The 23,274-nt window shown below is 65.8% G+C and carries 21 protein-coding genes; 9 read left to right on the top strand and 12 right to left on the bottom strand.

What is annotated here, in order from left to right:
* Positions 1-9: 9 nt before the first annotated feature.
* Genes SPYCW_RS09295 through gltX form a run of 3 tightly spaced genes read right to left on the bottom strand, consistent with a single transcriptional unit; the run spans position 10 to position 3,289 of the window.
* Complete coding sequence (locus SPYCW_RS09295) at positions 10-525, bottom strand: hypothetical protein (RefSeq protein ID WP_145985969.1); 516 nt, start codon at positions 523-525, stop codon at positions 10-12.
* Positions 522-1,808, bottom strand: a complete 1,287-nt coding sequence (locus tag SPYCW_RS09290; protein WP_120216552.1) for a citrate synthase — start codon at positions 1,806-1,808, stop codon at positions 522-524. Before SPYCW_RS09290 ends, SPYCW_RS09295 begins: the two co-directional genes overlap by 4 nt.
* 38 nt (positions 1,809-1,846) lie before the next feature.
* Entirely contained in the window at positions 1,847-3,289 is a 1,443-nt protein-coding gene (gene gltX / locus SPYCW_RS09285) for a glutamate--tRNA ligase (protein WP_120218215.1), read from the bottom strand.
* A gap of 82 nt (positions 3,290-3,371) precedes the next feature.
* Here gltX and SPYCW_RS09280 point away from each other — a divergent pair, with 82 nt between their 5' ends.
* The gene (locus tag SPYCW_RS09280; RefSeq protein WP_120216551.1) at positions 3,372-5,531 is read left to right on the top strand and encodes a ComEC/Rec2 family competence protein; all 2,160 of its coding nucleotides are present in this window, start codon (positions 3,372-3,374) and stop codon (positions 5,529-5,531) included.
* Here SPYCW_RS09280 and lexA read toward each other — a convergent pair.
* The 9 genes from lexA to SPYCW_RS09235 all read right to left on the bottom strand — a co-directional run bounded on the left by lexA (position 5,485) and on the right by SPYCW_RS09235 (position 15,437).
* The gene (lexA, locus tag SPYCW_RS09275) at positions 5,485-6,168 is read right to left on the bottom strand and encodes a transcriptional repressor LexA (RefSeq protein ID WP_120216550.1); all 684 of its coding nucleotides are present in this window, start codon (positions 6,166-6,168) and stop codon (positions 5,485-5,487) included. The two genes, SPYCW_RS09280 and lexA, sit on opposite strands and share 47 nt — an antisense overlap.
* 66 nt (positions 6,169-6,234) lie before the next feature.
* On the bottom strand, positions 6,235-7,446 hold the full coding sequence (locus SPYCW_RS09270) for a molybdopterin molybdotransferase MoeA (RefSeq protein ID WP_232014901.1): 1,212 nt from the start codon (positions 7,444-7,446) through the stop codon (positions 6,235-6,237).
* A 110-nt stretch (positions 7,447-7,556) separates the two neighbouring features.
* Entirely contained in the window at positions 7,557-8,030 is a 474-nt protein-coding gene (moaC, locus tag SPYCW_RS09265; RefSeq protein ID WP_120216549.1) for a cyclic pyranopterin monophosphate synthase MoaC, read from the bottom strand.
* 287 nt (positions 8,031-8,317) lie between these two features.
* A complete protein-coding gene (gene trpC, locus SPYCW_RS09260; RefSeq protein WP_120216548.1) occupies positions 8,318-9,103 on the bottom strand; it encodes an indole-3-glycerol phosphate synthase TrpC in 786 nt (261 codons plus the stop codon).
* Between the two features lie 106 nt (positions 9,104-9,209).
* Entirely contained in the window at positions 9,210-10,208 is a 999-nt protein-coding gene (trpD, locus tag SPYCW_RS09255) for an anthranilate phosphoribosyltransferase (RefSeq protein WP_120216547.1), read from the bottom strand.
* Positions 10,205-10,795: an anthranilate synthase component II gene (locus tag SPYCW_RS09250; RefSeq protein WP_120216546.1), complete on the bottom strand. Its 591-nt coding sequence runs from the start codon at positions 10,793-10,795 to the stop codon at positions 10,205-10,207. Before SPYCW_RS09250 ends, trpD begins: the two co-directional genes overlap by 4 nt.
* A 73-nt stretch (positions 10,796-10,868) precedes the next feature.
* Positions 10,869-11,930 carry an alpha/beta fold hydrolase gene (locus SPYCW_RS09245; protein WP_120216545.1) on the bottom strand — a complete coding sequence of 354 codons (1,062 nt, stop codon included), beginning with the start codon at positions 11,928-11,930 and terminating at the stop codon, positions 10,869-10,871.
* 35 nt (positions 11,931-11,965) lie between these two features.
* Entirely contained in the window at positions 11,966-13,483 is a 1,518-nt protein-coding gene (locus SPYCW_RS09240) for an anthranilate synthase component I family protein (RefSeq protein WP_120216544.1), read from the bottom strand.
* Positions 13,484-13,490: 7 nt separating this feature from the next.
* On the bottom strand, positions 13,491-15,437 hold the full coding sequence (locus SPYCW_RS09235; RefSeq protein WP_120216543.1) for a peptidylprolyl isomerase: 1,947 nt from the start codon (positions 15,435-15,437) through the stop codon (positions 13,491-13,493).
* A 179-nt stretch (positions 15,438-15,616) separates the two neighbouring features.
* Between SPYCW_RS09235 and tpiA the strand changes: the two genes are divergently transcribed.
* The 8 genes from tpiA to SPYCW_RS09195 all read left to right on the top strand — a co-directional run bounded on the left by tpiA (position 15,617) and on the right by SPYCW_RS09195 (position 23,166).
* Entirely contained in the window at positions 15,617-16,366 is a 750-nt protein-coding gene (tpiA, locus tag SPYCW_RS09230) for a triose-phosphate isomerase (RefSeq protein WP_120216542.1), read from the top strand.
* A 254-nt stretch (positions 16,367-16,620) separates the two neighbouring features.
* Entirely contained in the window at positions 16,621-17,070 is a 450-nt protein-coding gene (secG, locus tag SPYCW_RS09225; protein WP_120216541.1) for a preprotein translocase subunit SecG, read from the top strand.
* Between the two features lie 107 nt (positions 17,071-17,177).
* On the top strand, positions 17,178-18,809 hold the full coding sequence (locus SPYCW_RS09220; RefSeq protein WP_120216540.1) for a CTP synthase: 1,632 nt from the start codon (positions 17,178-17,180) through the stop codon (positions 18,807-18,809).
* A gap of 27 nt (positions 18,810-18,836) precedes the next feature.
* Positions 18,837-19,520 (top strand): Crp/Fnr family transcriptional regulator, encoded by a 684-nt coding sequence (locus tag SPYCW_RS09215; RefSeq protein WP_120216539.1) that lies wholly within the window; start codon positions 18,837-18,839, stop codon positions 19,518-19,520.
* A 608-nt stretch (positions 19,521-20,128) separates the two neighbouring features.
* Complete coding sequence (locus SPYCW_RS09210) at positions 20,129-21,379, top strand: lipoprotein-releasing ABC transporter permease subunit (protein ID WP_120216538.1); 1,251 nt, start codon at positions 20,129-20,131, stop codon at positions 21,377-21,379.
* Complete coding sequence (locus SPYCW_RS09205) at positions 21,372-22,049, top strand: ABC transporter ATP-binding protein (RefSeq protein WP_120216537.1); 678 nt, start codon at positions 21,372-21,374, stop codon at positions 22,047-22,049. The genes SPYCW_RS09210 and SPYCW_RS09205 overlap by 8 nt, the downstream gene beginning before the upstream one ends.
* Positions 22,050-22,075: 26 nt before the next feature.
* On the top strand, positions 22,076-22,687 hold the full coding sequence (locus tag SPYCW_RS09200; protein ID WP_232014900.1) for a hypothetical protein: 612 nt from the start codon (positions 22,076-22,078) through the stop codon (positions 22,685-22,687).
* Positions 22,688-22,689: 2 nt separating this feature from the next.
* On the top strand, positions 22,690-23,166 hold the full coding sequence (locus SPYCW_RS09195) for a glutathione peroxidase (RefSeq protein ID WP_120218212.1): 477 nt from the start codon (positions 22,690-22,692) through the stop codon (positions 23,164-23,166).
* Positions 23,167-23,274 lie beyond the last annotated feature (108 nt).

Here is a 23,274-nt window from a genome sequence, read left to right as displayed (position 1 = left end):
CGCTTGCGGCTACTCCAGATCGTCGGTTGTCAAATTGTATTGGCATCTGATGCTCAATTCCTTTGGGTCGTCGCGCATGTAGGTTATCGAACCCATCGCCTTCGGCGCGATCCCGTCGCGGCCACATACCCGGACGCCCTCTTTGCACGAACGAGTCCATCCGGCGGAATTGAGCGTCGTTTCGTTGCTGGCATTGCGCGGGAAATAGGCGGCGATCGTTGCCGAAAATCGCTTGTCCCCCGGCTTGGTCGTAGGGCTTAAAGTCGTCAAAATGAGTTTAGAGGGGGCAGCACCCATGACTTTGGTGCTGGCGGGAGCAAATTCCACGGAAGACAGCTCGCCCATGAACACCGTGGCAGGTGATCCAGTTTTTTGCCGCAAAACCGTCAGCGATGTCATCGATTGCATCGCCGCCTTGAACGGCAGCTTGCATTCGAACGCGTCGGCAGCGGTCTGTGCAGTGGCCGGCACCGTGACGCCAGCCGCCGCTGCCAGCGCTGCCGCTACATACAAACGCCCGTTCAACGCTGACCCACCGGCACATAATCGCGCGCCGCCGGACCCGTGTACAGCTGGCGCGGGCGGCCGATTTTCTGCGCGGGGTCCGAGATCATTTCGTTCCACTGCGCGACCCAGCCAACCGTGCGGGCGAGCGCGAACAGCGCAGTGAACATCGTCGTCGGAAAACCGATCGCCGACAGGATGACGCCCGAATAGAAATCGACGTTCGGGAACAGCTTCTTTTCGACGAAATAGGGATCGCTGAGCGCCATTTCCTCAAGCTGCAGCGCGACTTCAAACACCGGGTCATTGACCTTCAGCGCTTCGAATACTTCGCGCACCGTCTTCTGCATCACCGTCGCGCGCGGATCGTAGTTTTTGTACACGCGATGGCCAAAGCCCATCAAGCGGAACGGATCGTCCTTGTCCTTGGCGCGCGCGATATATTCGGGGATTCGTTCGGGACGGCCGATTTCGCGAAGCATGTTGAGCGCGGCTTCATTGGCGCCGCCATGCGCCGGCCCCCACAGGCAGGCGATGCCCGCAGCGATGCACGCGAACGGGTTTGCGCCCGACGAGCCCGCAAGGCGGACTGTCGAGGTCGACGCATTCTGTTCATGGTCGGCGTGGAGAATGAAAATGCGGTCAAGCGCGCGTTCGACGACCGGGTTGACCTCATATTCCTCGGCGGGAACGCCAAAGGTCATGCGCAGGAAATTGCCGGTGTAGCTGAGCTTGTTATCGGGATAGACGAAGGGCTGGCCGACCGAATATTTATACGCCATCGCCGCGATCGTCGGCATTTTGGCGATCAGCCGGTGGCTGGCGATCATCCGCTGGTGCGGATCGTGGATCTCGGTCGAGTCGTGATAAAAGGCGCTGAGCGCGCCGACGACGCCGCACATGATCGCCATCGGATGCGCGTCGCGGCGGAAGCCACGGTAAAAGGTCGCCAGCTGTTCGTGCAGCATCGTGTGGCGGGTGATCGTATTGTCGAAGTCGGCCAGTTCCTGCGCGTTCGGCAGTTCGCCATTCAGCAGCAGGTAGCAGGTTTCCATGAAGCTGGAATGTTCAGCAAGATCGCCGATGGCATAGCCGCGATGGAGCAGCACGCCCTCGTCGCCGTCGATATAGGTGATCTGCGATTCGCAGCTGGCGGTCGAGGTGAAGCCCGGGTCGTAGGTGAAGGCGCCGGTCTGGGCATAGAATTTGCGGATGTCGACGACATCGGGGCCGATGGTGCCCGACAATACCGGACTTTCGACAGTCTTGTCGCCCAGGGTGATTTTTGCGGGTTGGTCGGTCATATTTTTTTCCCTGTTATGACGGCGAGGAGAGAGCGTGGCTACGCCCCTGCCGGATAATGTTGCACTGCGTCAAGTCGGGCCAGACTGACATCACGCCCGAGCAACAACAGCACGTCGAAAATCCCTGGGGAAACGGTGCGGCCGGTTAAGGCAGCGCGCAACGGTCCAGCCAATTTGCCGAGTCCCAGTTCGGCGGCTTCGGCCTCGGCCCGCACGGCGGCGTCCAGCTCTTCTATCGTCCATTGGTCCAGCCCGCGCAGCCGCTGCGTTACGGCAGCCAGCAAGCCTTCGCGCGCAGCCTTTAGCACCTCGGCAGCCTTTCCGTCCACCGGCAACGGATCGCCCCGGAACAGGAACATTGCGCCGTCGGCGACCTCGTCCAGCGTCTTGGCGCGCGGTTTGAGCGATTCCATTGCGCGGGTCAGCGTATCGCGTTCGGCGTCGGTGAGCGCGCGACCAGCAAGCTTTTCGACGCGCGGCGCGACCAGCGCGGCGAGCCGGGTATCATCGGCTTCGCGTAGATAATGTCCGTTGAGATTTTCGAGCTTTTTGAAGTCGAAGCGCGACGGCGAGCGGCCGACATGGGCCAGGTCGAACCACGCGGTCGCCTGTTCGCGGCTGATGATCTCGTCATCGCCATGGCCCCAGCCGAGGCGGAGCAGATAATTGTTCACCGCTTCGGGGAGATAGCCCATTTCGTCGCGGTAAGCGTCGACGCCGAGCGCGCCGTGGCGTTTCGACAATTTCGCGCCGTCGGCGCCATGAATCAGGGGCACATGCGCATAGGTCGGCTCCCGCCAGCCCATCGCGCGGATCAGCGCGAGCTGGCGGAAGGCGTTGTTGAGATGGTCGTCGCCGCGGATGACATGCGTCACGCCCATATCGTTATCGTCGACGACGACGCTCAGCATATAGGTGGGCGTACCGTCGCTGCGCAGCAGGACAAAATCGTCGAGTTCGGCGTTCTGGACGGTGACGTCGCCCTGCACCTTGTCGGCGATCGTCGCGGCGCCCTCCTGCGGCGCGCGCAGGCGGACGACGTGCGGCGCCGACGGATCGCCGTCGTTCCGGTCGCGCCAGGGGCTGCGGACGCGGAAGGGCAGGCGCTTTTCCTGCGCTTCGGCGCGCATGGCGGCGAGTTCGTCCTGCGTCAGATAGCAGCGATAGGCCTCGCCCTTCGCCAGCAATTCGGCAGCGACCGCGGCATGGCGATCGGCGCGTGCGAACTGGAACACCGTCTCGCCGTCCCAGTCGAGGTCAAGCCATTGCATCCCGTCGATGATCGCGTCGATCGCCGCATCGGTCGACCGCGCCCGGTCGGTATCCTCGATCCTGAGCAGGAATTTGCCGCCATGATGGCGCGCGAACAGCCAGTTGAACAGCGCGGTGCGCGCGCCGCCGATATGCAGGAAACCGGTCGGCGAGGGGGCAAAACGGGTTACGACATCGGCGCCGGTTGCCTCCGGGGTTTTCGCGGTCATATCGGTTTCAATATCGGTTGCCACCACGGCCTCTTTCACTCAATTTGCCGCGCGTCGCGGCGGCGTTCGGGGAGCCCCTAGCATGGCGACAAGACAGCTTCAAACGCCCATTGCCCCGCGCCGTGGCGGCCGCTGGGGAGCGCTGGGCGATGCCATCGAGCTGCGGCTCGAGGCAGAGCGCGAGCGGATCGCGTTGTGGCTTCCCGCCGCGCTTGGCGCCGGGATCGCGCTGTGGCTGGCGCTGCCGACGGCGATGCACTGGATCGGGGCGCTGCTGGCGCTGGGCGCAGGGGCGCTGGCAGGCGGCATGATCGGCTGGGACCGACGGCTGGGCCGCGTAGTCGTCATCGGCTGCGGCGTCATGGCGGCCGGTATCCTGCTCATCTGGGGTCGTGCGCTGTGGGTTGCGGCGCCGGTGCTGGCGCAGCCGGTGACAACTGCTTTTTCAGCCGAGGTCGAGCGCGTTGATGCGCAGCCGGCGCGCGGACAGGTGCGGTTGATCGTCCGTCCCCACGCGCGCGCCGACCTGCCGCCGCGATTGCGCGTGACGGCGAGCGAGGAGCAGGCCGCCGGGGTGCTTCCGGGCGAGCGGATCGGCCTGCGGGCGCGATTGATGCCGCCACCGACCGCCAGCCTGCCGGGCGGCTATGATTTCGCCCAGCACGCCTGGTTCGACCGACTGGGCGCGGTCGGGACGGTGATCGGCGACATCGGCCGCGCGCCCGGTGCGGGCCGGGGACCGCCGCCGCTGCGGGCGCGGTTGACGCGGCATATTCACGAGCAGGTCGACGGGTCGGCTGGCGGCGTCGCGGCGGCGCTGGTGACGGGCGACCGCGGCGCGATCAGCGAGGCCGATGACGAGGCGATGCGGCGCAGCGGGTTGGCGCATCTTCTGTCGATCAGCGGACTGCATGTGACGGCAGTGGTCGGCTTTACGATGCTGTTGTCGATGCGGTTGCTCGCGCTCAGTCGGCGACTGGCGCTGCGGGGCTGGGTGCTGCCGCTCGCCGCCGCCGCCGCCGCGCTGGCGGGCGGTGGCTATACGTTGCTCGCCGGCGCCGAAGTGCCGACGCTGCGATCGTTCATCGCATCGCTGCTTGTGATGCTCGCCTTTTTGCTGGGCCGCGAGGCGTTGACGCTGCGGCTGGTGGCGGCGGGGGCGTTGCTGGTCATGCTGTGGCGACCAGAGGCGCTGGCCGGGCCGAGCTTTCAGCTCAGCTTTGCCGCGGTCACCGCGATTGTCGCGCTCCACGAAAGCCGCTGGATGCGCGCCTTTGTCGCCCGGCGCGAAGAGCCATGGGTTTTCCGGTTCGGCCGGGGCATCGGCGCGCTGGTCCTGACCGGGCTGGTCGTCGAGGCCGCGCTCGCGCCGATCGCGCTGTTCCATTTCCACAAGGCGGGCCTCTATGGCGCGCTCGCCAATGTGGTCGCGATCCCGCTGACGACCTTTGTCATCATGCCCGCCGAAGCCTTGGCGCTGCTGTTCGACAGCATCGGTATTGGCGCGCCTTTCTGGTGGATTGCCGAAGAAGCCCTTAACGCACTGATTGGATTGGCGCATTGGGTGGCCTCTGCCCCAGGCGCCGTCGCTACGCTACCTGTGTTTCCGCCATGGGGTTTTGCGATCACGGTGTTCGGCGGGTTGTGGTTTCTGCTCTGGCAAACGCGCTGGCGCCGGGCGGGGCTGATCCCGGTAGCGATCGGCATGGCGGCGCTGCTCGCCCAGCCGCGTCCCGATCTGTTGGTGACCGGCGATGGCAAGCATATCGCCGCGGCGCTGCCCGATGGCGGCTATGCGCTGCTGCGCGACCGTGCGGGCGATTATGTTCGTGATACGCTGTCCGAGGCGGCGGGGATCGATACGCCGCTGGCGGCGCTGGCCGAGCTCGACCATGTCGAATGCAATCGCGATTTCTGCCGCTGGAGTCACGGTGAGGGCGCAGCGCGGCGCGTCATCCTGGCATCGCGCGGGCGTGATCGGATCGAGGGCGCCGATATGGCCGCCGCCTGCGCCGCCGCTGATGTCGTGATCAGCGACCGCTGGTTACCGCGCGAGTGCGCCGGACGCTGGATGACGATTGATCGCGACAGCCTGGCCGAAACCGGCGGGCTGGCGCTCTATCTGGGCGACCGACCCACCGCGGTCGCCACGCTGCGCGCGGGCGACGGGCATCCGTGGCGCCGCCCGCAACAGCTTAGTGGTAACGACGAAGCAATCCCGACAAGCGCCCTTGCACGATGACGCGCTCGGCGGGGTAGCGCTGCGGTTCGTAGGCGCTGTTCGCGGGATCGAGCCGGATCATCGGGCCTTCGCGGCGGAAAAATTTGAGCGTCGCGTCCTGCCCGTCGACGAGCGCAACGACGATGTCGCCCTCGCGCGCGGTGCTGGCTTTCTGGATCAGTGCGTAGTCGCCGTCGAAAATCCCGGCCTCGACCATCGAGTCGCCCGACACTTCGAGCGCATAATGTTCGCCCGCGCCGAGCAGCGCGGCGGGCACGGCGAGATTGTTGTAATCCTCGAATGCTTCGATCGGGACGCCCGCGGCGATCTTGCCGTGCAGCGGCACCTCGACGATGTCGTTCGCGGCGATCGGGCGCATCGCGGGAGCGGGCTTGCGCAGCGGGACGACATTGTCGCGATCATTGCCCACGGCGGGCTTGCTGCCTTCGGGGAGTTTGATCACCTCGAGCGCGCGGGCGCGGTTGGGCAGGCGGCGGAGGAAGCCCCTTTCTTCCAAGGCACTTATCAGGCGATGTATACCCGATTTCGACTTCAGTCCGAGCGCTTCCTTCATCTCCTCGAACGACGGCGAAATGCCGCCCGCATCAAGCTTTTGCTGAATGAAGTGAAGCAGTTCATGCTGCTTGGCGGTCAACATCGATCATCCTCCGTCGGGACCAGAACCGGACATAATGAGAACGATAGTGGAACAGAGCGGAACTTGTCAAGCGATGACGATATAATCCGCCATGGCGCCCGCCTCGCGCGGCGGGGCCGCGATCTCGCGGATCAGCAGCGCGTTGGCGGCGGCGAGCGGCGACGTCCTGCCGCTGTCCTGGCCGATCAGCGGGGTGAGACGGCCCCTCTCGAGTCGCGCACGCAGATAGTCGCGGCGCGCGCCGCCGCCGTCCAACGCGATTGCGAGCGGCGCTTGGTGGATCGCAGGCAAGGGATCGCGCGCGCCGGCGAGATGGCGGACGAGGGGAAGAAGGAACAAAGTCGCGGTGACGAACGCCGACGACGGGTTGCCGGGCAGGCCGAGCAGCAGGGCGTCGCCGATCGTTCCGGCGATCAACGGCTTGCCGGGGCGCATCGCGATCTTCCAGAAATCGATGGTCCCGCCCGCGTCCGCCAGCGCGCCGCGGACATGATCATGATCGCCGACCGACGCGCCGCCGACGGTGACGATGACGTCGTGACGTCGCGCCAACTCTTTCAAAAGCTTGGCAAGTATCGCGCGGTCGTCGCGGACGTGATGCGGCAGGCTGACGATAGCGGGTTCGCCTGCGAGCATCGCGGCGAGCATCGGGCTGTTGCTGTCGGGGATCTGGCCCGGGGCGAGCGGTCGCCCCGCTTGGACGAGTTCGTCTCCCGTGGTCAGGATCGCAACGCGCGGGCGGCGCCCGACCGCGAGCTGGCCCGCACCGCTCATCGCCGCGGCGGCAATCGCGCCGGGGGTGAGGCGGGTTCCGGCGGGGAGCAGGCAATCGCCCGCGGCAAAATCGCTGGCCCGCGCGCGGATATGGCGGCCGGGGGCGCCGGGGCCGTTTCCGGTCAGCGTCAGCACGGCGCCATTCGCCGATACGTCCTCCTGCACGACCACCGTATCGGCGCCGTCGGGAACCATCGCGCCGGTAAAGATCCGCATCGCTTCGCCTGCGTTCACCCCGCGATCGGGCGCGGTACCCGCGGCGCTTTCGCCGATGATCGTCCAGGGGCCGGGCAGGTCTGCGAAGCGAATTGCATAGCCGTCCATTGCCGAAAGCGGCGCGGCAGGTTGATCGCGCGCCGCGAGAATATTGGTCGAGCTATAGCGGTCAAGGCATTCGAAAAGGGAGATATTCTCTGTCGGTAGCGGTTCGCGGACCGCCAGTAATCGCGCCTGCGCTTCCTCGACCGGCAGCAGCTTCGATTGGATGACGGTGCGATCGGTCAAAATGGTCCTGTCCTGCCGTGCCGTTCGTGCTGAGCCTGTCGAAGCACCGCTTTTTCCTGCTGCCGTTTGAAGAAAAAGCAGCCCTTCGACAAGCTCAGGGCGAACGGATTCTATTCGGCGCGCCAGTCGCCCGAACGCCCGCCGCTCTTTTCGAGCAGCCGGATGTCGCCGATCACCATCGCACGGTCGAGCGCCTTCGCCATGTCGTAGAGGGTGAGCAGCGCGACCGACGCGGCGGTGAGCGCTTCCATCTCGACTCCCGTCGGACCGTTGGTTGCGGCGGTCGCGGTGACCGCGATGCCATTGGCTTCCCACGCAAAGTCGACGCCGACCTTGGTGAGCGCGAGCGGATGGCAGAGCGGGATGAGGTCGGACGTGCGCTTGGCCGCCATGATCCCGGCGATGCGCGCGGTCGAGAGGACGTCGCCCTTGGGCGCGTTGCCGCTGTGGATCGCCGCGAGCGCTTCCGCCGACATGGTGATGCGGCCGTTGGCGACGGCGCGGCGCTGCGTGGCGGGCTTGGCGCCGACATCGACCATGTGGGCGGCGCCGGAGTCGTCGAGATGAGTCGGTCTGAGGGTCATTGCGGGAGCGAAGCAAGGTGGGGGGGGAAAGGCAAGGGGAGATGGGGGGATTGGCGCCAAATGGCCGCAAACGACCGGTTTCGGACGTACGTCATTTCCTCTCTCCCCTTGTGGGAGAGATACGAAGGCTTGGCAGCTTTGCTGCCTAGCCGCAGTTGAGAGGGGGTTTGCGCGTGCTGGCGTCCGCCCCCTCACCAAGCTTCGCTAGCTCCTGACGGAGCAAGCTGCGCTATCCTCTCCCACAAGGGGAGAGGAGCTTGTAGCAACTCCCCACCTTGAAATGCGCTTCAGTCCTCGAGCAACGCCCTCGTTGCCGCCGTGACGTCATCTTGGCGCATCAGGCTTTCGCCGACGAGGAAGGTTTTGACGCCGCTCGCCGCGAGGCGCTGGCAGTCGGCGTGGGTGGCGATGCCGCTTTCGCCGACGAGCAGCGTGCCCGCGGGAACAAGCTTTGCGAGGCGTTCAGTGACGGCGAGGTCGGTTTCGAAGGTTCTGAGGTCGCGGTTGTTGACGCCGATTAGGCGCGATTGAAGTATGTTCAGCGCGCGACCCAATTCGGCTTCGTCATGGACTTCCACGAGCACGTCCATTTTGCGCTCAAATGCGGCCGCCTCGATCTCCTGCATCGCGCCGTCGTCGAGCGCGGTGACGATGATCAGGATCGCGTCGGCGCCGATCGCGCGCGCTTCGGCGACCTGCCAGGGGTCGATCATGAAATCCTTGCGTAGCGCGGGGAGCGGGCAGGCGGCGCGCGCGGCGACGAGATAGTCTTCATGACCCTGAAAATAGGGCGCGTCGGTGAGGACCGAGAGGCAGGCGGCGCCGCCTGCGGCATAGGCGCGGGCGTGGTCGGCGGGGTTGAAATCGTTCCGGATCAGTCCCTTGGAGGGCGATGCTTTCTTGATCTCGGCGATGAGGGCGAAGTCGCCTGCGTCGATCTTTGCCTGCAAGGCGGCGTGGAAGCCGCGTACCGGGCCTGCGTCGATGGCGTCGAGGTCGGCGAGCGAGCGTAGCGCGCGGCGCTGGGCGACTTCATCGGCCTTGGTGGCGAGGATCTGGGTGAGTTTGTTCATCGGTAGATTCGCAAATTTTTCCGTAGCCCTGAGCCTGTCGAAGGGCGTCTCACCGAGAAGCGCCCTTCGACAGGCTCAGGGCTACGGTGATGGTCGTCGGGGATGCTCATTTATAGGCGATCCAGCAATTGAGCAGCGCGTTCGCGAGCCCCTTGTCGATCGCTTCGGCGGCTTCCTCGACGCCATTGGTCAGCGTTTCGACCGCACCCGCGATGACGAGCGCTTCGGCGGCGTTGTAGAGCACTGCATCGCGGTACGCGCCGGGGGCGCCTTGCAGCAGTTCGCGCAAGGCTTTGGCATTGTCGGCGGCGTCACCGCCGCGGATCGCCGAAATGGGGTGGGTGGGGAGGCCCGCGTCGCTGGCGTGGCTGCGCTGCATGAACACGCCCTCGGCATTGACCACCGCAACCTCGTTGCCGCCCGCGAGCGAGAGTTCGTCGATGCCTTCGTCGCCTGAGACGACGCGCGAATGGTCGGTACCGAGCCGGTGCAAGGCCTCGGCATAGACGGGGACATAGGCGGGGCGCGCGATGCCGATGAGCTGGCGCGTGACGCGCGCGGGGTTGGCGAGCGGCCCCATCAGGTTGAAGATGGTGCGGCGGGCGAGCCGGGTGCGGATCGGCTGGATCCGCTTCATCGCCGGGTGGTGGTTGGCGGCGAACAGGAAGCAGATGCCGAGATCGGCGAGCGTCGCTTCGGCGAGGCGTCCAGCGCGTTCCATGTCGAGGCCGAGAACCTCGAGCGTGTCGGCGGCACCTGATTTCGATGAAGCGGCACGATTTCCGTGCTTTGCGACAGGGACTTCGCAGGCTGCGACAACGATGGCGACGGCGGTCGAAACATTCAGTGTGTGATGCCCGTCGCCGCCGGTGCCGCAGACGTCGATTGCGCCCGCCGGGGCGTCGATCGGGATCAGCCGGTCGCGTAGTGCCTGCGCCGCCGCGGCGATTTCGACCATCGTCTCGCCGCGATCGGACAGCGCGGTGAGGAATTCGGCGATTTCGTCCTCGGTCGTGCGCGCGTCGAGGATGTCGGCGAAGGCCTGCGCGGCCTCGTCATGATCCAGCAGATGCGCGGGATCGGGCAGCGGGCCGAAGCGGCTCATGCGGCTTGCCGTTCGCGCACCGGCAACCCGGCCAGCCCCATGAAATTGGCGAGCATCGCGTGGCCATGTTCGGTGGCGATGCTTTCGGGGTGGAATTGCACCCCGTGGATCGGCAGCTCGACGTGGCGGAAGCCCATGACGGCGCCGTCGTCGCTGGTCGCGTTGATGATCAGGCTGGCGGGAATGTCGACGACTTCGAGGCTGTGGTAGCGCGTCGCCTGAAACGGCGAGGGCAGGCCCGCGTAAAGCCCGCTGCCGTCGTGGCAGACGGGTGAGGTCTTGCCGTGCATCAAATGGCCGCGCTGGACGGTGCCGCCGAAATGCTGGCCAATCGCCTGATGGCCGAGGCAGACGCCGAGCAGCGGGCGGCGCGCGTCGGCGCAGGCGGCGACGAGGTCGAGGCTGATCCCGGCTTCATTGGGGGTGCACGGGCCGGGCGAAATCAGGATCGCCTCGGCGCCGGTTGCGAGGGCTTCGGCTGCGGTCAGCGCGTCGTTGCGTTCGACGCGCACGTCGACGCCCAGCTCGATCAGATAATGAACGAGGTTGAAGGTGAAGCTGTCGTAATTGTCGATGACGAGGATCATGGGGTGGGCCGTAACGATTTTGCGGGTGGGGGGGAAGATAGTCTTTCTCCCCTCCCTTGCAGGGAGGGGAGGGCTATTCCGCCATCAGTTTCGCGAGATCGTCTTTCCAGAATTTGGCCCAAGTGTGGGTGCTGTGGCCCTTGGTTTCGGGGCTGGCGGGGATCAGGATGAACTTCGTCGTTTTCATCCGCGCCGCCGCCTTTTCGGTGATGCCATAGGCGGGCGGGTTGATAAAATCGTCGGCGCTGTTGATCCACAGGGTCGGGACGTTGATCTTTTCAAGGTTCGGCCAGGGGTTGTAGGTGCGCGAGCTATCGAGCTGATAAATGGTGTCATTCGCGTCGTTGCGGCCATAGATCCGGGCGAAGGCTTCGTCCTTGTATTTCTCCGCGGCTTCGCGCGTCGGATATTGCGCCTGCAGCGCATAGGGGTTGGCGCCCGCAATCATGCTGAGCGAGGCGGCGGTGCGCAGACCGGCGGCGGGCGGGGTGGGGTAGTTGCCGCCCTGCCACAGCGGATCGGCCTTGATCGCATCGATCGACAGCGTGCGCCACATGCGGTTCTGTCCCGCGATCTCGACCGGCAGGCAGGCGAAGGGGGCGAGCTTTTCGGCAAAGCCAGGGCGGGTGGTACCCCAGATGAAGGCGTGCATGCAGCCCATCGAGGTGCCGAGGATCAGCTTGAGTTTGTGGACGCCGAGTTTTTCGGTGAGCATGCGGTGCTGCGCGCTGACCATGTCGTCATAGTCATATTTCGGAAACCCCATCCGCATCCCGTCGCTGGGCTTCGACGAGCCGCCATGGCCGATATTGTCGGGCAGGATGATATAATATTTTGCGGTGTCGAGCAGCTGGCCGGGGCCGAACAGCTCGCTGGCAAATTGCGGCTGGAAGAATTGCTTGCCGGTGCCGCCGGTGCCGTGGAGGATCATGACGGCGTTGGTGACATGGCCCTTTTTGTCGCGCTGCGGGGTGCCGAGCGTGGTGTAGTGCAGCTTGAGTTCGGGCAGTTTTTCGCCGGTGGCGAAGGCGAAATCCTTGAGGATGGCGTCGCCTTCGACGGCGCCCGCGGGCGTTTGGGCGTGGGCGGGAACGCTGGCGAGCAGCAGGGCGAGCGGGGCGAGGATTTTGTGCATGGCGGGACGCTAGCCGACGCCCCGTTCAGGTCAAGCTATTGCCCATATCCCGGCGTCCCCGCTAGCCGCACCGCTTCGCGTGCTGCGGCGAAAAGGGCGCCCGCTTTCGCCTCGCACTCGCGCTGTTCATAGGCGGGGTCGCTGTCGGCGACGATGCCGGCGCCGGCCTGCACATGCATTTCGCCATCCTTGACGATCGCAGTGCGCAGGACGATGCAGCTGTCCATATTGCCGTCGGGGGCGAAATAGCCGACGCCGCCGGCATAAGGCCCGCGCGCGTCGGCCTCGAGCTCGGCGATGATCTGGCAGGCGCGGACCTTGGGGGCGCCGCTGACCGTGCCCGCGGGGAAGCCCGCGAACAGCGCGTCGATCGCGTCCTTGTCGGGCGCGATGCGGCCGATGACGTTCGAGACGATGTGCATGACGTGGCTGTAATATTCGACGGTGTAGCTGTCGGTGACCGTGACCGAACCGCCAATCGCGGCGCGGCCGACGTCGTTGCGGCCAAGGTCGAGGAGCATCAGATGTTCGGCGCGTTCCTTGGGGTCGGCGAGCAGGCTGTCGCGGTTCTCGACATCCTCGGCGCTGGTCCGCCCGCGCGGGCGGGTACCCGCGATCGGGCGGATCGTGATCTCGCCGTCGCGCACGCGGACCAGGATTTCGGGCGACGAACCGATCAGCGCGAAGCCGGGGAGGTCAAGGAAATAGAGGAAGGGCGACGGGTTGATGCGGCGAAGCGCGCGGTAGAGGTCGAAGGGCGGCAGGTCGAAGGGGGTCGAAAAGCGCTGCGACAGCACGACCTGGAAGATGTCTCCCGCGGCGATATAGTCCTTGGCCGTGGCGACCATCGCGGCGAATTGCGCGGGCGGGGTTGCGGGGGTGGCGGCGATGTCGGCGGGGAGCGCGTCGGTGATGGCGCGGTCGGCGGATACGTTGGCGGTCGACAGGCGCGCGGCGACGCTGTCGAGCCGGTCCTGTGCGGTCTCGATCATCCGGTCGAGCGCGCCGCCCGCATCGGGCCAGATCGGCGCGATCAGGAACAGTTCGTCGGCAAGCCGGTCGAAGACGAGGATCGTCGTCGGGCGCACGAACACCATGTCGGGCAGGGCGAGCCCGGCGCCCGGCGCACGCGGGATGCGTTCGACGAGGCCGATCGTTTCATAGGCGAAAAAGCCGACGAGCGTTGCGAGCGCCTTGGGCAAGCCTTCGGGCACGTCGAAGCGGCATTCGGCGACGAGATCGCGGAGTGCCTGCAATGCCGGGGTGGCGAGGGGCTGGAACGCCTCGCGGTCGTGGCGCCAGTCGCGGTTGATCCGCGCGCTGTCGCCGATGACTTCGAACATCAGGTCGGGGTCGAGTCCGACCAGGCTGTAACGCCCGCGCGTTTCGCCGCTTTCGACCGATTCGAGCACCCAGTCGCCGCGTCCCGGCTCGATCAGCTTGAGCGCCGCCGAAACCGGGGTTTCGATATCGGCGATCAGCCGCTGCCAGACGACCGCGCCGCGGCCGCCCGCCAGGGCTTCGAGCGCCGCGGCTTTGCCCTCCAGCGCCACCGGTCGGCTATTCGACGACCGGCGCGGTGCCGGTGAGTTCCTGGCGCAGCTGTTCGACCAGTTCCTTGTTGATCGTCACCCCGACGCGGCGCTTGGCTTCGGCGGCGAGCTGTTCGATCAGCTCGTTACCGAAGGCGGGGGCAAGCGGCTGGGCGATCGCGGCGACGCGCGCGGGCTCGATCGATTTGGGATCGGGACGCTGCACATTGGCGAGCGCGATCACCATCCAGCCGCGGTTGCCGGGGATTTCGAGCGTCTTGACGCTGTTTTTCGCCATCGAGAACAGCAGTGCGAGTTCGGGCGGCACGGGCTGGCCGTTTTGGCCGAGTTCGCCCCGGCGTCCGCCGATCGTCTGAACGCTGCCGATATTCGGTCCGGCGGCGGCGACCGCGGCGGCGAGCGTCTGGCCCCCCTCGACCGCCTTGACGATCGCGCGGGCCTTGTCGCGGGCGACCTCTTGCCCTTGCGCAAAACGCCAGTCGGCGAGCAGGTCGGCGCGGATCTGGGCGAAGGGCGGCGGGGCGGCGGCGACGATCGATTTCACCGCATAGACGGCAAATTTCTGGTTCTCGACGAGCGTGGCAAGCTGGCCCTCGCCTTCCGAGCCGCCCTGGAACGCCTGGCTGACTAGCGGGGCGAGTTCGGGGGGCAGGGTGTAGCCGGGCTGGCCGGGGACGCGGCCGCTGGGGAGCAGCGCCGGGGTGGTCGCAAGGGTCAGCTTGCGGTCGGCGGCGATTTCTTCGATCGACGCGCCGCTGTTCACCGCGTCCTGGATCGCGTTGTAATAATCGACGATCGCCTCGTTCGCCTTGTTCTTGGCCAGTTCGGTGCGGATGTCGGCGCTGGCGTCGGCAAGGCTGCGCGCCGGACGCGCGGTGACGTTCTCGACGCGCGCGACATTCCAGCCAAGCCCGGTCTGGACCGGGCCGATCAGGTCGCCCTGCTTGGCGGCGAAGGCCGTCTTTGCCGCCGCGGCGGTGCTGGTCGCGGCATAGGCCGACTGGGTGAGGTCGCCGGTGGTCGAGGCCGACAGCCCAGCGGCCTGCGCCGCAGCGGCGAGCGACGTGCCGCCGCGCACCTTGGCGGCCAGCGCGTTGGCGGTTGCCTGATCCGGCGCGATCACCTGTGCAAAGCGGCGCGTTTCGCTGGCGGCATATTGCGCGGCATTGTCCTTATAGACCTTGGCGATTTCGGCGTCGGTGACCGCCGGAACCGGCACGGCGGCGGCGTCGAACACCGCATATTGGATGACGCGGCGTTCGGGCACGGTGAATTTCGCGGCGTTCTGCGTGAGATGCGTCTTGAGCGCGGCGTCGCCGGGGTCGGCGGTCGGCGCAAAGGCGCTGGCCGGAATGAAGGTCGCCTGGCCGCGGCGCTGTTCGAGGAGCAGCGCGGCATAGGGCTGCGCCATGCCGGGCGCGAGGCGCGGCATGCCGGCAATCGGGGCGGCAATCTGTTCGATCAGCAATTGCTGGCGCAGGTCGCGGCGCAGCTGCGCCTCGGTCATGCCATTCTGGCGCAGAAAGGTTTCGAACGCGGTCTGGTCAAAGCTGCCCGACACACCGGCAAAGGCGGGGATATCGGCGATGCGCCCGTCGATCAGTCGCTTGCTGACGCCAAAGCCCATGTCGGTCGCGAACTGGTCGAATGCCATGCCCTCGACCATCTGGTTGAGCACCTGGTCGAGCCCGCCCGATTCGACGAATGCCGCCATCGTCATCCCGGGCTGATCCTGACGCGCCTGGTTATAGGCGAGGCGGACGCGATCGCGCAGCTCGCCGACGCCGATTTGTTCGCTGCCCACCTTGGCGACATTGGCACCGCCGATCCCGCCAAAGGTCGAGTTTCCGGTCACGTCGCTCAGCGCAAAGGCCACGCCGATAAAGGCGACGAAGCCCAGCGCGAGGATCTTGCCGAGCGTCGAGGAAAACATACGGCGGATGGCGGTAATCATGGGGCAGCTATTCTTTCGGCGGGGCGCGGGGATGCGCGGCTGGGCGATGCTTTAGAGAGGTGGCGGCACCGCATCAAGGCGCGAAAGGGGCTTTTCGCGGCGCCGCGACACCGCTTGCCTATCGCCCCCACCCGCCGCTAGGGCATCGACTTCGTTCGAACAGCGGGAGAGACGCGGCAATGGCACGGCGCAAATATGTGGTCGGCAACTGGAAAATGAACGGCACGACGGCGGCGCTGGCCGAAGCGCAGGCGATTTTCGCTGCGGCGGGCGATCATGCCGGAGTCGATGTCGCGCTGTGTCCGCCGTTCACACTGGTCGGCGCGATGGCTGCCGCGGTGCCGGGGGCGGCGGTGGGCGGGCAGGACTGCCATAGCGCGGCATCGGGTGCCTTTACCGGATCCGTCGCGGCACCGATGCTGGCCGACGCCGGGGCGAGGCTGGTGATCGTCGGGCATAGCGAACGGCGCGAAGGATGCGGTGAAAGCGACGCCGATGTGCGCGCGAAGGCCGAGGCCGCGCTGGCGGCTGGGCTGTCGGTGATCCTGTGCGTCGGCGAACCGCGCGAGGTGCGCGAATCGGGCGGGGCGATCGATTATGTGCTGGCGCAGATCGCCGGATCGGTGCCCGATGATTTCGATGCCGCCCGGTTGGCGATCGCTTACGAGCCGATCTGGGCGATCGGCACCGGGCTGGTGCCGACGGTCGCCGATGTCGCGGCGATGCACGGGGCGATCCGCGGCGCGCTGGCGGCGCGCTTTGGCGGCAAGGCGGAAGATATGCGATTGCTGTACGGGGGGTCGGTGAATGGCGACAATGCTGCTGAGCTGCTGGACGCGGGCGATGTCGACGGGGCGCTGGTTGGTGGCGCCAGCCTGACGGCGGCGAAATTTGTGCCGATTGTTGTGGCTGCTGCGGCGTTGGGGTGATTAGCGTGATCCTCCCTGTGGCGCAGCCATGGGGAGGGGGACCGCGCATCGCAGATGAGTGGTGGTGGGGCCGCGACCTCTGCGCAACGGCCCCTCCGTCAGCGCTTCGCGCTGCCACCTCCCCATCGCTACGCGACAGGGAGGATCGTTGCGAGCGACGATATGCTTGAAGCCAAGATGCTTGAAGCCCAGCCGCTTCGTCTCTATGTGCGCCGCGGGCGCGTCCGTTTGAGGGCGTGCAAGTTCAGGAAAATATGATGTCCAGCCTTTTCACCTTCATTCTCGTCCTGCAGGCGCTTGTTGCCGCGGCGATGATCGGCGTCATTCTGATGCAGAAGTCCGAAGGTGGCGGCCTGGGTGTCGGCGGCAGTCCCGGCGGGATGCTGTCGGCGCGCGGCGCGGCGGATTTCATGACCCGCGCGACGACGATCCTGGCCTGCCTGTTTGTCGGTCTGTCGATCGTGCTGGCCGCGATGGCATCGGTCGGGCGTACCGGCTCGACGATCGACACCTCGCTGTCGAAATCGGCGCAGACGAGCGGCGCAGCGCCGACCTCGTCGCTGACCGGTCCGGCGCAGCCCGTGCAGGCGGCCCCGGCCACGGCCGCGCCCGCTCCGGCGAGCGACGATCCGCTGGCCGCGGCAGCGGCGGCTGCGACGCAGGAAGCCGCTCCGGCTCCGGCTGAGGCGCCCGCCAAGAAATAATCCTCGACCCCGGTCGATACAGCAGCCCGCGCTGCGGAAATAAATTCCGCGGCAAGCGATTCGACGGCTTGCGCCGTCCCCCTCCCGTTGAGTAAGTCTTTCCTCCCATGGCGCGGTTCATTTTTATCACCGGCGGCGTGGTCTCCTCGCTTGGCAAAGGTTTGATGGCGGCTAGCCTCGCCGCTTTGCTGCAAGCGCGCGGCTATCGCGTTCGTATCCGGAAATTCGATCCCTATCTGAACGTCGATCCGGGGACGATGTCGCCATACCAGCATGGCGAGGTCTACGTGACCGACGACGGGGCGGAAACCGACCTCGACCTTGGTCACTATGAGCGGTTTACCGGGGTTGCGGCGCGGCAGAGCGACAATATCACCTCGGGCCGCATCTATCAGCAGATTATCACCAAGGAACGCCGCGGCGATTACCTCGGCGCGACGGTGCAGGTCGTCCCGCATGTGACCGACGCGATCAAGGCGTTTGCGCGCGCCGAGCTCGACGACCTGGATTTTGTTTTGTGCGAAATCGGCGGCACGGTGGGCGACATCGAATCGCTGCCGTTCATCGAAGCGATCCGCCAGCTGCGCAACGAAGAGGGGCGCGACAAGACGCTATCGGTGCATGTCACTTTGGTGCCGTACATCGCCGCTGCGGGCGAGCTGAAGACCAAGCCGACGCAGCACAGCGTGCGCGAACTCGCCTCGCTGGGCGTTCAGCCCGAAATCCTGCTCTGCCGCTGTGAACGCCCGCTGCCCGAGGGCGAGCGCGCCAAGATCGCGCAATTCTGCAATGTGCGCAAAGAGGCGGTGATCCCGGCGCTCGACGCCGACAGCATCTATGCGGTGCCGGTGCAATATCATGGCGAAGGGCTGGACAATGAAGTGCTGCGGCATTTCGGCATCCACGACGCGCCCGCGCCCGACCTGTCGCGCTGGTACGACATCATGGACCGCAAGCAGCACCCCGAGGGCGAAGTCACGATCGGGGTCGTCGGCAAATATGTGTCGCTGCCTGATGCCTATAAATCGCTCAATGAAGCGCTGGTCCATGGCGGCATGGCACACCGGGTGAAGGTCAATATTCGCTGGCTCGATGCCGAAATGTTCGAGCGCGACGAGGATCTGGCGGCCAACCTGGAGCCGCTGCACGGCATATTGGTGCCCGGCGGGTTCGGCGAGCGCGGGTCCGAGGGCAAGATTTCGAGCGTGCGTTTTGCGCGCGAGCGCGGGGTGCCGTTCTTCGGCATCTGTCTGGGGATGCAGATGGCGTGCATCGAGGCGGCGCGCAACACCAGCGGGATTGCGGACGCGTCGAGCACCGAATTCGGCAAGACCGACGAGCCGGTGGTCGGCATGATCACCGAATGGATGAGCGCCGAAGGCCTGCAAAAGCGCGGCGCCGACACCGACCTCGGCGGGACGATGCGGCTGGGCGCTTATGATGCGAAATTGTCGCCGAACAGCCATGTCGCGAGCGTCTATGGCGCGAACGAGATCAGCGAGCGCCACCGTCACCGCTATGAGGTCAACGGCGCGTATCGCGAGCGACTGGAAAAGGGCGGGCTGGTGTTTTCGGGCATGTCGCCCGACGGCATGTTGCCGGAAATCGTTGAGCGTCCCGACCATCCGTGGTTTATCGGGGTGCAGTTCCATCCGGAGCTCAAATCGAAGCCGTTCGACCCGCATCCCTTGTTTGCGGGCTTTATCGAAGCGGCGGTGAAGCAGAGCCGGCTGGTCTAGAACAACGCAAAAGGGGTGTCAGGGGCTATGGATCACGCGAAACTCGCCGAGTTGCAAAGCCCCGACAGCATTTTTTCCGGCCTTTCGGCCGAAGACTGGGCCGAAATCACCAGCCGCGCGGTCCAGATCAATTTCGTCAAGGGCAAGGAGCTGCTGGTCCAGGGCGACCCCGGCGACATGATGCTGATCCTGACGCAAGGGACGGCGCGCGTGTCGATGCTGACCGGGGGCGGGCGCGAGATCGTGCTGGCCTATGCCGAACCCGGTGCGGTGCTGGGCGAGATCGCGCTGCTCGATGGCGGCGAACGCACCGCATCGGTGACCGCGACGAGCGCGGGGAGCGCGCTCCAGCTCGGCCGCAACGCGCTCAAGGATTTCGCCGCGAGCCATCCCGAATTCACCTGGTCGCTGATGCAACAGCTGGCGCGCCGCCTGCGCACCGCCGACCAGACGATCGAAAGCGACCGCGCCTATGCGTCGGGGCCGCGGCTCGCCCGCTATCTGAAGCGCCTGATCCGCAAGGATGTCGAGGCGTCGCAGCGCGTCGAGCTCAGCCAGACCGAGCTCGGCAATTTTGCGGGCATGAGCCGCGAGCATATCAATCGCCAGCTGAAAAGTTGGGAGGAATCGGGTGTGATCTCGCTGGAGCAGGGGCGGGTACGGGTGCTCGATGCCGATATGCTGGAGGATATCAGCGAGAGCGAGGGGTAGGGGCGTCTCCGACTGGTGGAATAATCTGCCTCCGTGACTGAAGCTGATCACCTCGTTTGTCGCTTGTCCGGCTTGGATCGTGGTGGTCTATTGCATCCTCTCGGGGCAGACGAAAAGTCTAGTGCCGCTGTCGGCATTTGGTGCCTTTGTCGCCGCCACAATTCTGCATATCCTGTTTGACCGCCGCCATCGCCAATTCCGCCGCGAAGATAGCGGTATCGGGTTTTCGGACGGAGGCGAGTAGCTGGTTGGCGATTTAGCGTCCTGAATCACAACGCCCGGGCCTCGCTTTGCAAGACCCGGGCGCGTGTGACGAACACTCGCCATCCCCTTTTGTTGCAGGCCCGGCGAAAGGCCTGCACTCCCTGGAACCGGGCCTTGGGGCCGCTTGATCCAGAAGTCATCGGGCTAGGCGCAAGGGGGCGGTTTGTCACCCTGTGCAAGCCGTTCGCCGCCGCTTTTGCCCCCCGCTGTGGCCGATGTGCAACATATTCTGCGATTCGATCGCAACAGATGCGCATGTTGGCGCCCATTGCCAGCGGCGAGGATGGCCCGTAAAGCCGCGGCATGCGTGTCATTCCCCATGCGCCGCAAAGGCCCATTGCCCCATGATCCTGCGTCCGTACGAGCGCACCATCTTCAAACGCTATATGCTTCCGCAGCGCGGCGAGGGTTTCATCTTTGTCGCGGCGGCGTTCAGCTTTGTCGCCGTCACACTTGGCGTTGCGGCGCTGGTGATCGTGATGAGCGTGATGAACGGGGTGCGCGCCGACCTGTTCGACAAGATCGTCGGGCTCAATGGCCATGCGGTGGTGCAGGGGTTCGGCGGACGGCTCGACGACTGGCGCGATGTGCTGAAACAGGCGAAGGCGACGCCTGATGTGGTGTCGGCGACGCCGCTGATCGAACAGCCTTTGCTGGCGACGTTTAACGGCCGCGTCGAGGGCATCTTGGTGCGCGGGATGACGGTGCCCGATATTCGCAATAACCAGACGCTGGGAGGCAAGGTGTTGCAGGGCAATCTCAATTCGCTGACGCCCAATGCGGGCAATGTCGCGATCGGCAGCGAGCTGGCGCGCAATATCGGCGCGACGGTCGGATCGAATTTGACGATCATCAATCCCGCGGGACGCTCGACGCCGTTCGGAACGGTGCCGCGCGAGATCAGTTACCGGGTGACCGCGGTGTTCGAGATCGGGGTTTATGACTTCGACAAAATGTATGTCGTGATGCCGATGGAGGACGCGCAGTTGTTGCTGCTGACCGGCGATCAGGTCGGGATGATCGAGGTCAAGGTGACCGACCCTGACAAGGTCGGCGAGATACTCGCGCCGCTGAAGGAAAAGGTTGCCGCGCAGGCGGTGATTTCGGACTGGCGCCAGATGAACAGCAGCCTGTTCGAGGCGCTGTCGATCGAGCGGGTGGCGATGTTCGTGATCCTGTCGCTGATCGTGCTCGTTGCCGCGTTCAACATCGTGTCGTCGCTGATCATGCTGGTGCGCGCCAAGACGCGCGACATGGCGATACTTCGCACGATGGGCGCGCCGCGCGACGCAGTGCTGCGCATCTTTATGGCGATCGGCCTGTCGATCGGGGTCGCGGGAACGCTGATGGGCATGGCGCTGGGGTTCAGCCTGCTCTATTTCCGGCAGGGGGTGCTGCGCGGGGTCGAGTTTCTGACCGGCCAGCCTTTGTGGGATCCGTCGATCCGCTTCCTGACCGAATTGCCGTCGAAACCCGATCCGTTCGAGATTGTCGGGATCGCGCTGATGGCCGTCGTCTTCAGCTTCCTCGCGACGCTCTATCCGGCGTTCAAGGCGGCGAATACCGATCCGGTACAGGTGCTGCGTTATGAGTGATTTGGCGCTGGAACTCGTCGGGCTGAAGCGCAGCTTCACGCAGGGCGAGGTGACGATCGACGTGCTGCGCGGGGTCGATGCGCATCTGAAGCGCGGCGAGATTGTCGCGCTGCTCGGTCCCTCCGGATCGGGCAAGTCGACGATGTTGCAGGCGGTCGGGCTGCTCGAAGGCGGGTTCGACGGGACGATCCGCATCGATGGCGCCGACGTGACGCAATATGAGCAGGGCGAGCGGACGAAGACGCGGCGCGAGAAGATCGGCTTCGTCTATCAATTCCACCATCTGCTGCCCGATTTCAACGCGATCGAGAATGTCGTGCTGCCGCAGCTGATCCGCGGCGCGGAACAAGCCGAGGCCGAGGAGCGCGCCGCCGACCTGCTCGCGCGGCTGGGGCTGGGCGAGCGGCTGCATCACAAGCCGAGCAAGCTGTCGGGCGGCGAGCAGCAGCGCGTCGCGGTCGCGCGCGCGCTGGCGAACCGGCCGCTGCTGGTGCTCGCCGACGAGCCGACGGGCAACCTCGACGAGGCGACGGCGGACCGGGTGTTCGACCAGTTTGTAAAGCTGGTGCGCGATCATGGATCGGCAGCGCTGGTCGCGACGCACAACGAGCGGCTGGCAGCAAGGATGGATCGCGTGCTGCGCTTGCACGACGGGCGGATCGAGGCGTAAGCTGCCCGCAACTTTGGGGGGCGAGCATGATGCAATACAGGCCATTGCTGCTGATCGCGCTGTCGCTGGCGGCGATGCTGCCGGTCGCGGGGGCGCAGTCCCCGCCTCCACCGCCGCCTCCGGCGCCCGCTCCGCCGCCGCCACTACCGCCACCGCCACCGATCCCCGCGCCGCCCGCGGCGCCAGCTTGCGCAGCGGCGGAATATCGCGCCTTTGATTTCTGGGTCGGAGAATGGGACGTTTTCGCCAATGGCAGCGCGACGCAGGTCGCGACGAGCAGCATCGAGGCGATGTTCGCGGGCTGCGCGATCCGCGAGACATGGAAACCGCGGACGGGCGGGGGAGGCGGATCGTTCAGCCATTATGACGCCGAACGGCGCCACTGGCGGCAGGCATGGGTCGACAGCAGCGGCGCGCGCGTCGATTTCGACGGCGGCCCGGCAAACGGCAAGATGGTGCTGACCGGCCATTGGGTGAATGTCGTCGCCAAGGGACAGGACGGGCTGATCCGCATGACATACAGCAAACAGCCGGACGGGTCGGTGCGCCAGCATGGCGAGCAATCGACCGACCATGGCCTGACATGGGCGACCAGTTTCGATTTTATCTACAGACCGCGCAACGCGGGGGAGAAATGACCATGAGCCTTTATGATTTTTCGGCGCCGCTGCCCGGCGGGGCGAGCCAGTCGATGGCGGACTATCGCGGCAAGGTGCTGCTGATCGTCAACACCGCGTCGAAATGCGGCTTTACCCCGCAATATGAGGGGCTGGAAGAGCTGTACCACGATTACAAGGATCGCGGGTTCGAGGTGCTGGCCTTTCCGTGCAACCAGTTTGGCGCGCAGGAACCCGGCGATGCCGACGAGATCAAGAATTTCTGTTCGCTGACCTATGACGTCAGCTTTCCGGTGATGGCGAAGATCGAGGTCAATGGCGACGGCGCCGATCCGATTTTCAAGCATCTGAAAAAGGAACAGACCGGGCTGCTGGGCAGCGGGATCAAGTGGAATTTCACGAAGTTCCTTGTCGATCGCGACGGCAAGGTGGTGTCGCGGCATGCGCCGACGACGAAGCCGGAGCAGCTGCGGAAAGAGATTGAGGCATTGTTGGGGTAAAATGCGTCGCCCCCGCGAAGGCGGGGGCCGCTGGAGCGATGGCGTAAGGCCGATGGCGGCCCCCGCCTTCGCGGGGGCGACGGGTTTCACATTTCCGTCACTCTCCGC

The sequence above is a fragment of the Sphingopyxis sp. EG6 genome (assembly GCF_003609815.1).
GTDB lineage: Bacteria > Pseudomonadota > Alphaproteobacteria > Sphingomonadales > Sphingomonadaceae > Sphingopyxis.
The sequence above is the reverse complement of the archived record's forward strand: the minus strand, read 5'-3'. Positions and strand labels throughout refer to the sequence as shown.

Bases quoted from the DNA above. Each gene is read 5' to 3' on its own strand.
- SPYCW_RS09215 (WP_120216539.1), top strand. From the start codon at position 18,837: ATGGATCACGCGAAACTCGCCGAGTTGCAAAGCCCCGACAGCATTTTT.
- trpD (WP_120216547.1), bottom strand. From the start codon at position 10,208: ATGAGCCGCTTCGGCCCGCTGCCCGATCCCGCGCATCTGCTGGATCAT.
- lexA (WP_120216550.1), bottom strand. From the start codon at position 6,168: ATGTTGACCGCCAAGCAGCATGAACTGCTTCACTTCATTCAGCAAAAG.
- tpiA (WP_120216542.1), top strand. From the start codon at position 15,617: ATGGCACGGCGCAAATATGTGGTCGGCAACTGGAAAATGAACGGCACG.
- SPYCW_RS09245 (WP_120216545.1), bottom strand. From the start codon at position 11,930: ATGCACAAAATCCTCGCCCCGCTCGCCCTGCTGCTCGCCAGCGTTCCC.
- SPYCW_RS09195 (WP_120218212.1), top strand. From the start codon at position 22,690: ATGAGCCTTTATGATTTTTCGGCGCCGCTGCCCGGCGGGGCGAGCCAG.
- SPYCW_RS09250 (WP_120216546.1), bottom strand. From the start codon at position 10,795: ATGATCCTCGTCATCGACAATTACGACAGCTTCACCTTCAACCTCGTT.
- SPYCW_RS09200 (WP_232014900.1), top strand. From the start codon at position 22,076: ATGATGCAATACAGGCCATTGCTGCTGATCGCGCTGTCGCTGGCGGCG.
- trpC (WP_120216548.1), bottom strand. From the start codon at position 9,103: ATGAACAAACTCACCCAGATCCTCGCCACCAAGGCCGATGAAGTCGCC.
- SPYCW_RS09220 (WP_120216540.1), top strand. From the start codon at position 17,178: ATGGCGCGGTTCATTTTTATCACCGGCGGCGTGGTCTCCTCGCTTGGC.
- SPYCW_RS09205 (WP_120216537.1), top strand. From the start codon at position 21,372: ATGAGTGATTTGGCGCTGGAACTCGTCGGGCTGAAGCGCAGCTTCACG.
- moaC (WP_120216549.1), bottom strand. From the start codon at position 8,030: ATGACCCTCAGACCGACTCATCTCGACGACTCCGGCGCCGCCCACATG.
- gltX (WP_120218215.1), bottom strand. From the start codon at position 3,289: ATGACCGCGAAAACCCCGGAGGCAACCGGCGCCGATGTCGTAACCCGT.
- SPYCW_RS09210 (WP_120216538.1), top strand. From the start codon at position 20,129: ATGATCCTGCGTCCGTACGAGCGCACCATCTTCAAACGCTATATGCTT.
- SPYCW_RS09290 (WP_120216552.1), bottom strand. From the start codon at position 1,808: ATGACCGACCAACCCGCAAAAATCACCCTGGGCGACAAGACTGTCGAA.
- SPYCW_RS09280 (WP_120216551.1), top strand. From the start codon at position 3,372: ATGGCGACAAGACAGCTTCAAACGCCCATTGCCCCGCGCCGTGGCGGC.
- secG (WP_120216541.1), top strand. From the start codon at position 16,621: ATGATGTCCAGCCTTTTCACCTTCATTCTCGTCCTGCAGGCGCTTGTT.
- SPYCW_RS09235 (WP_120216543.1), bottom strand. From the start codon at position 15,437: ATGATTACCGCCATCCGCCGTATGTTTTCCTCGACGCTCGGCAAGATC.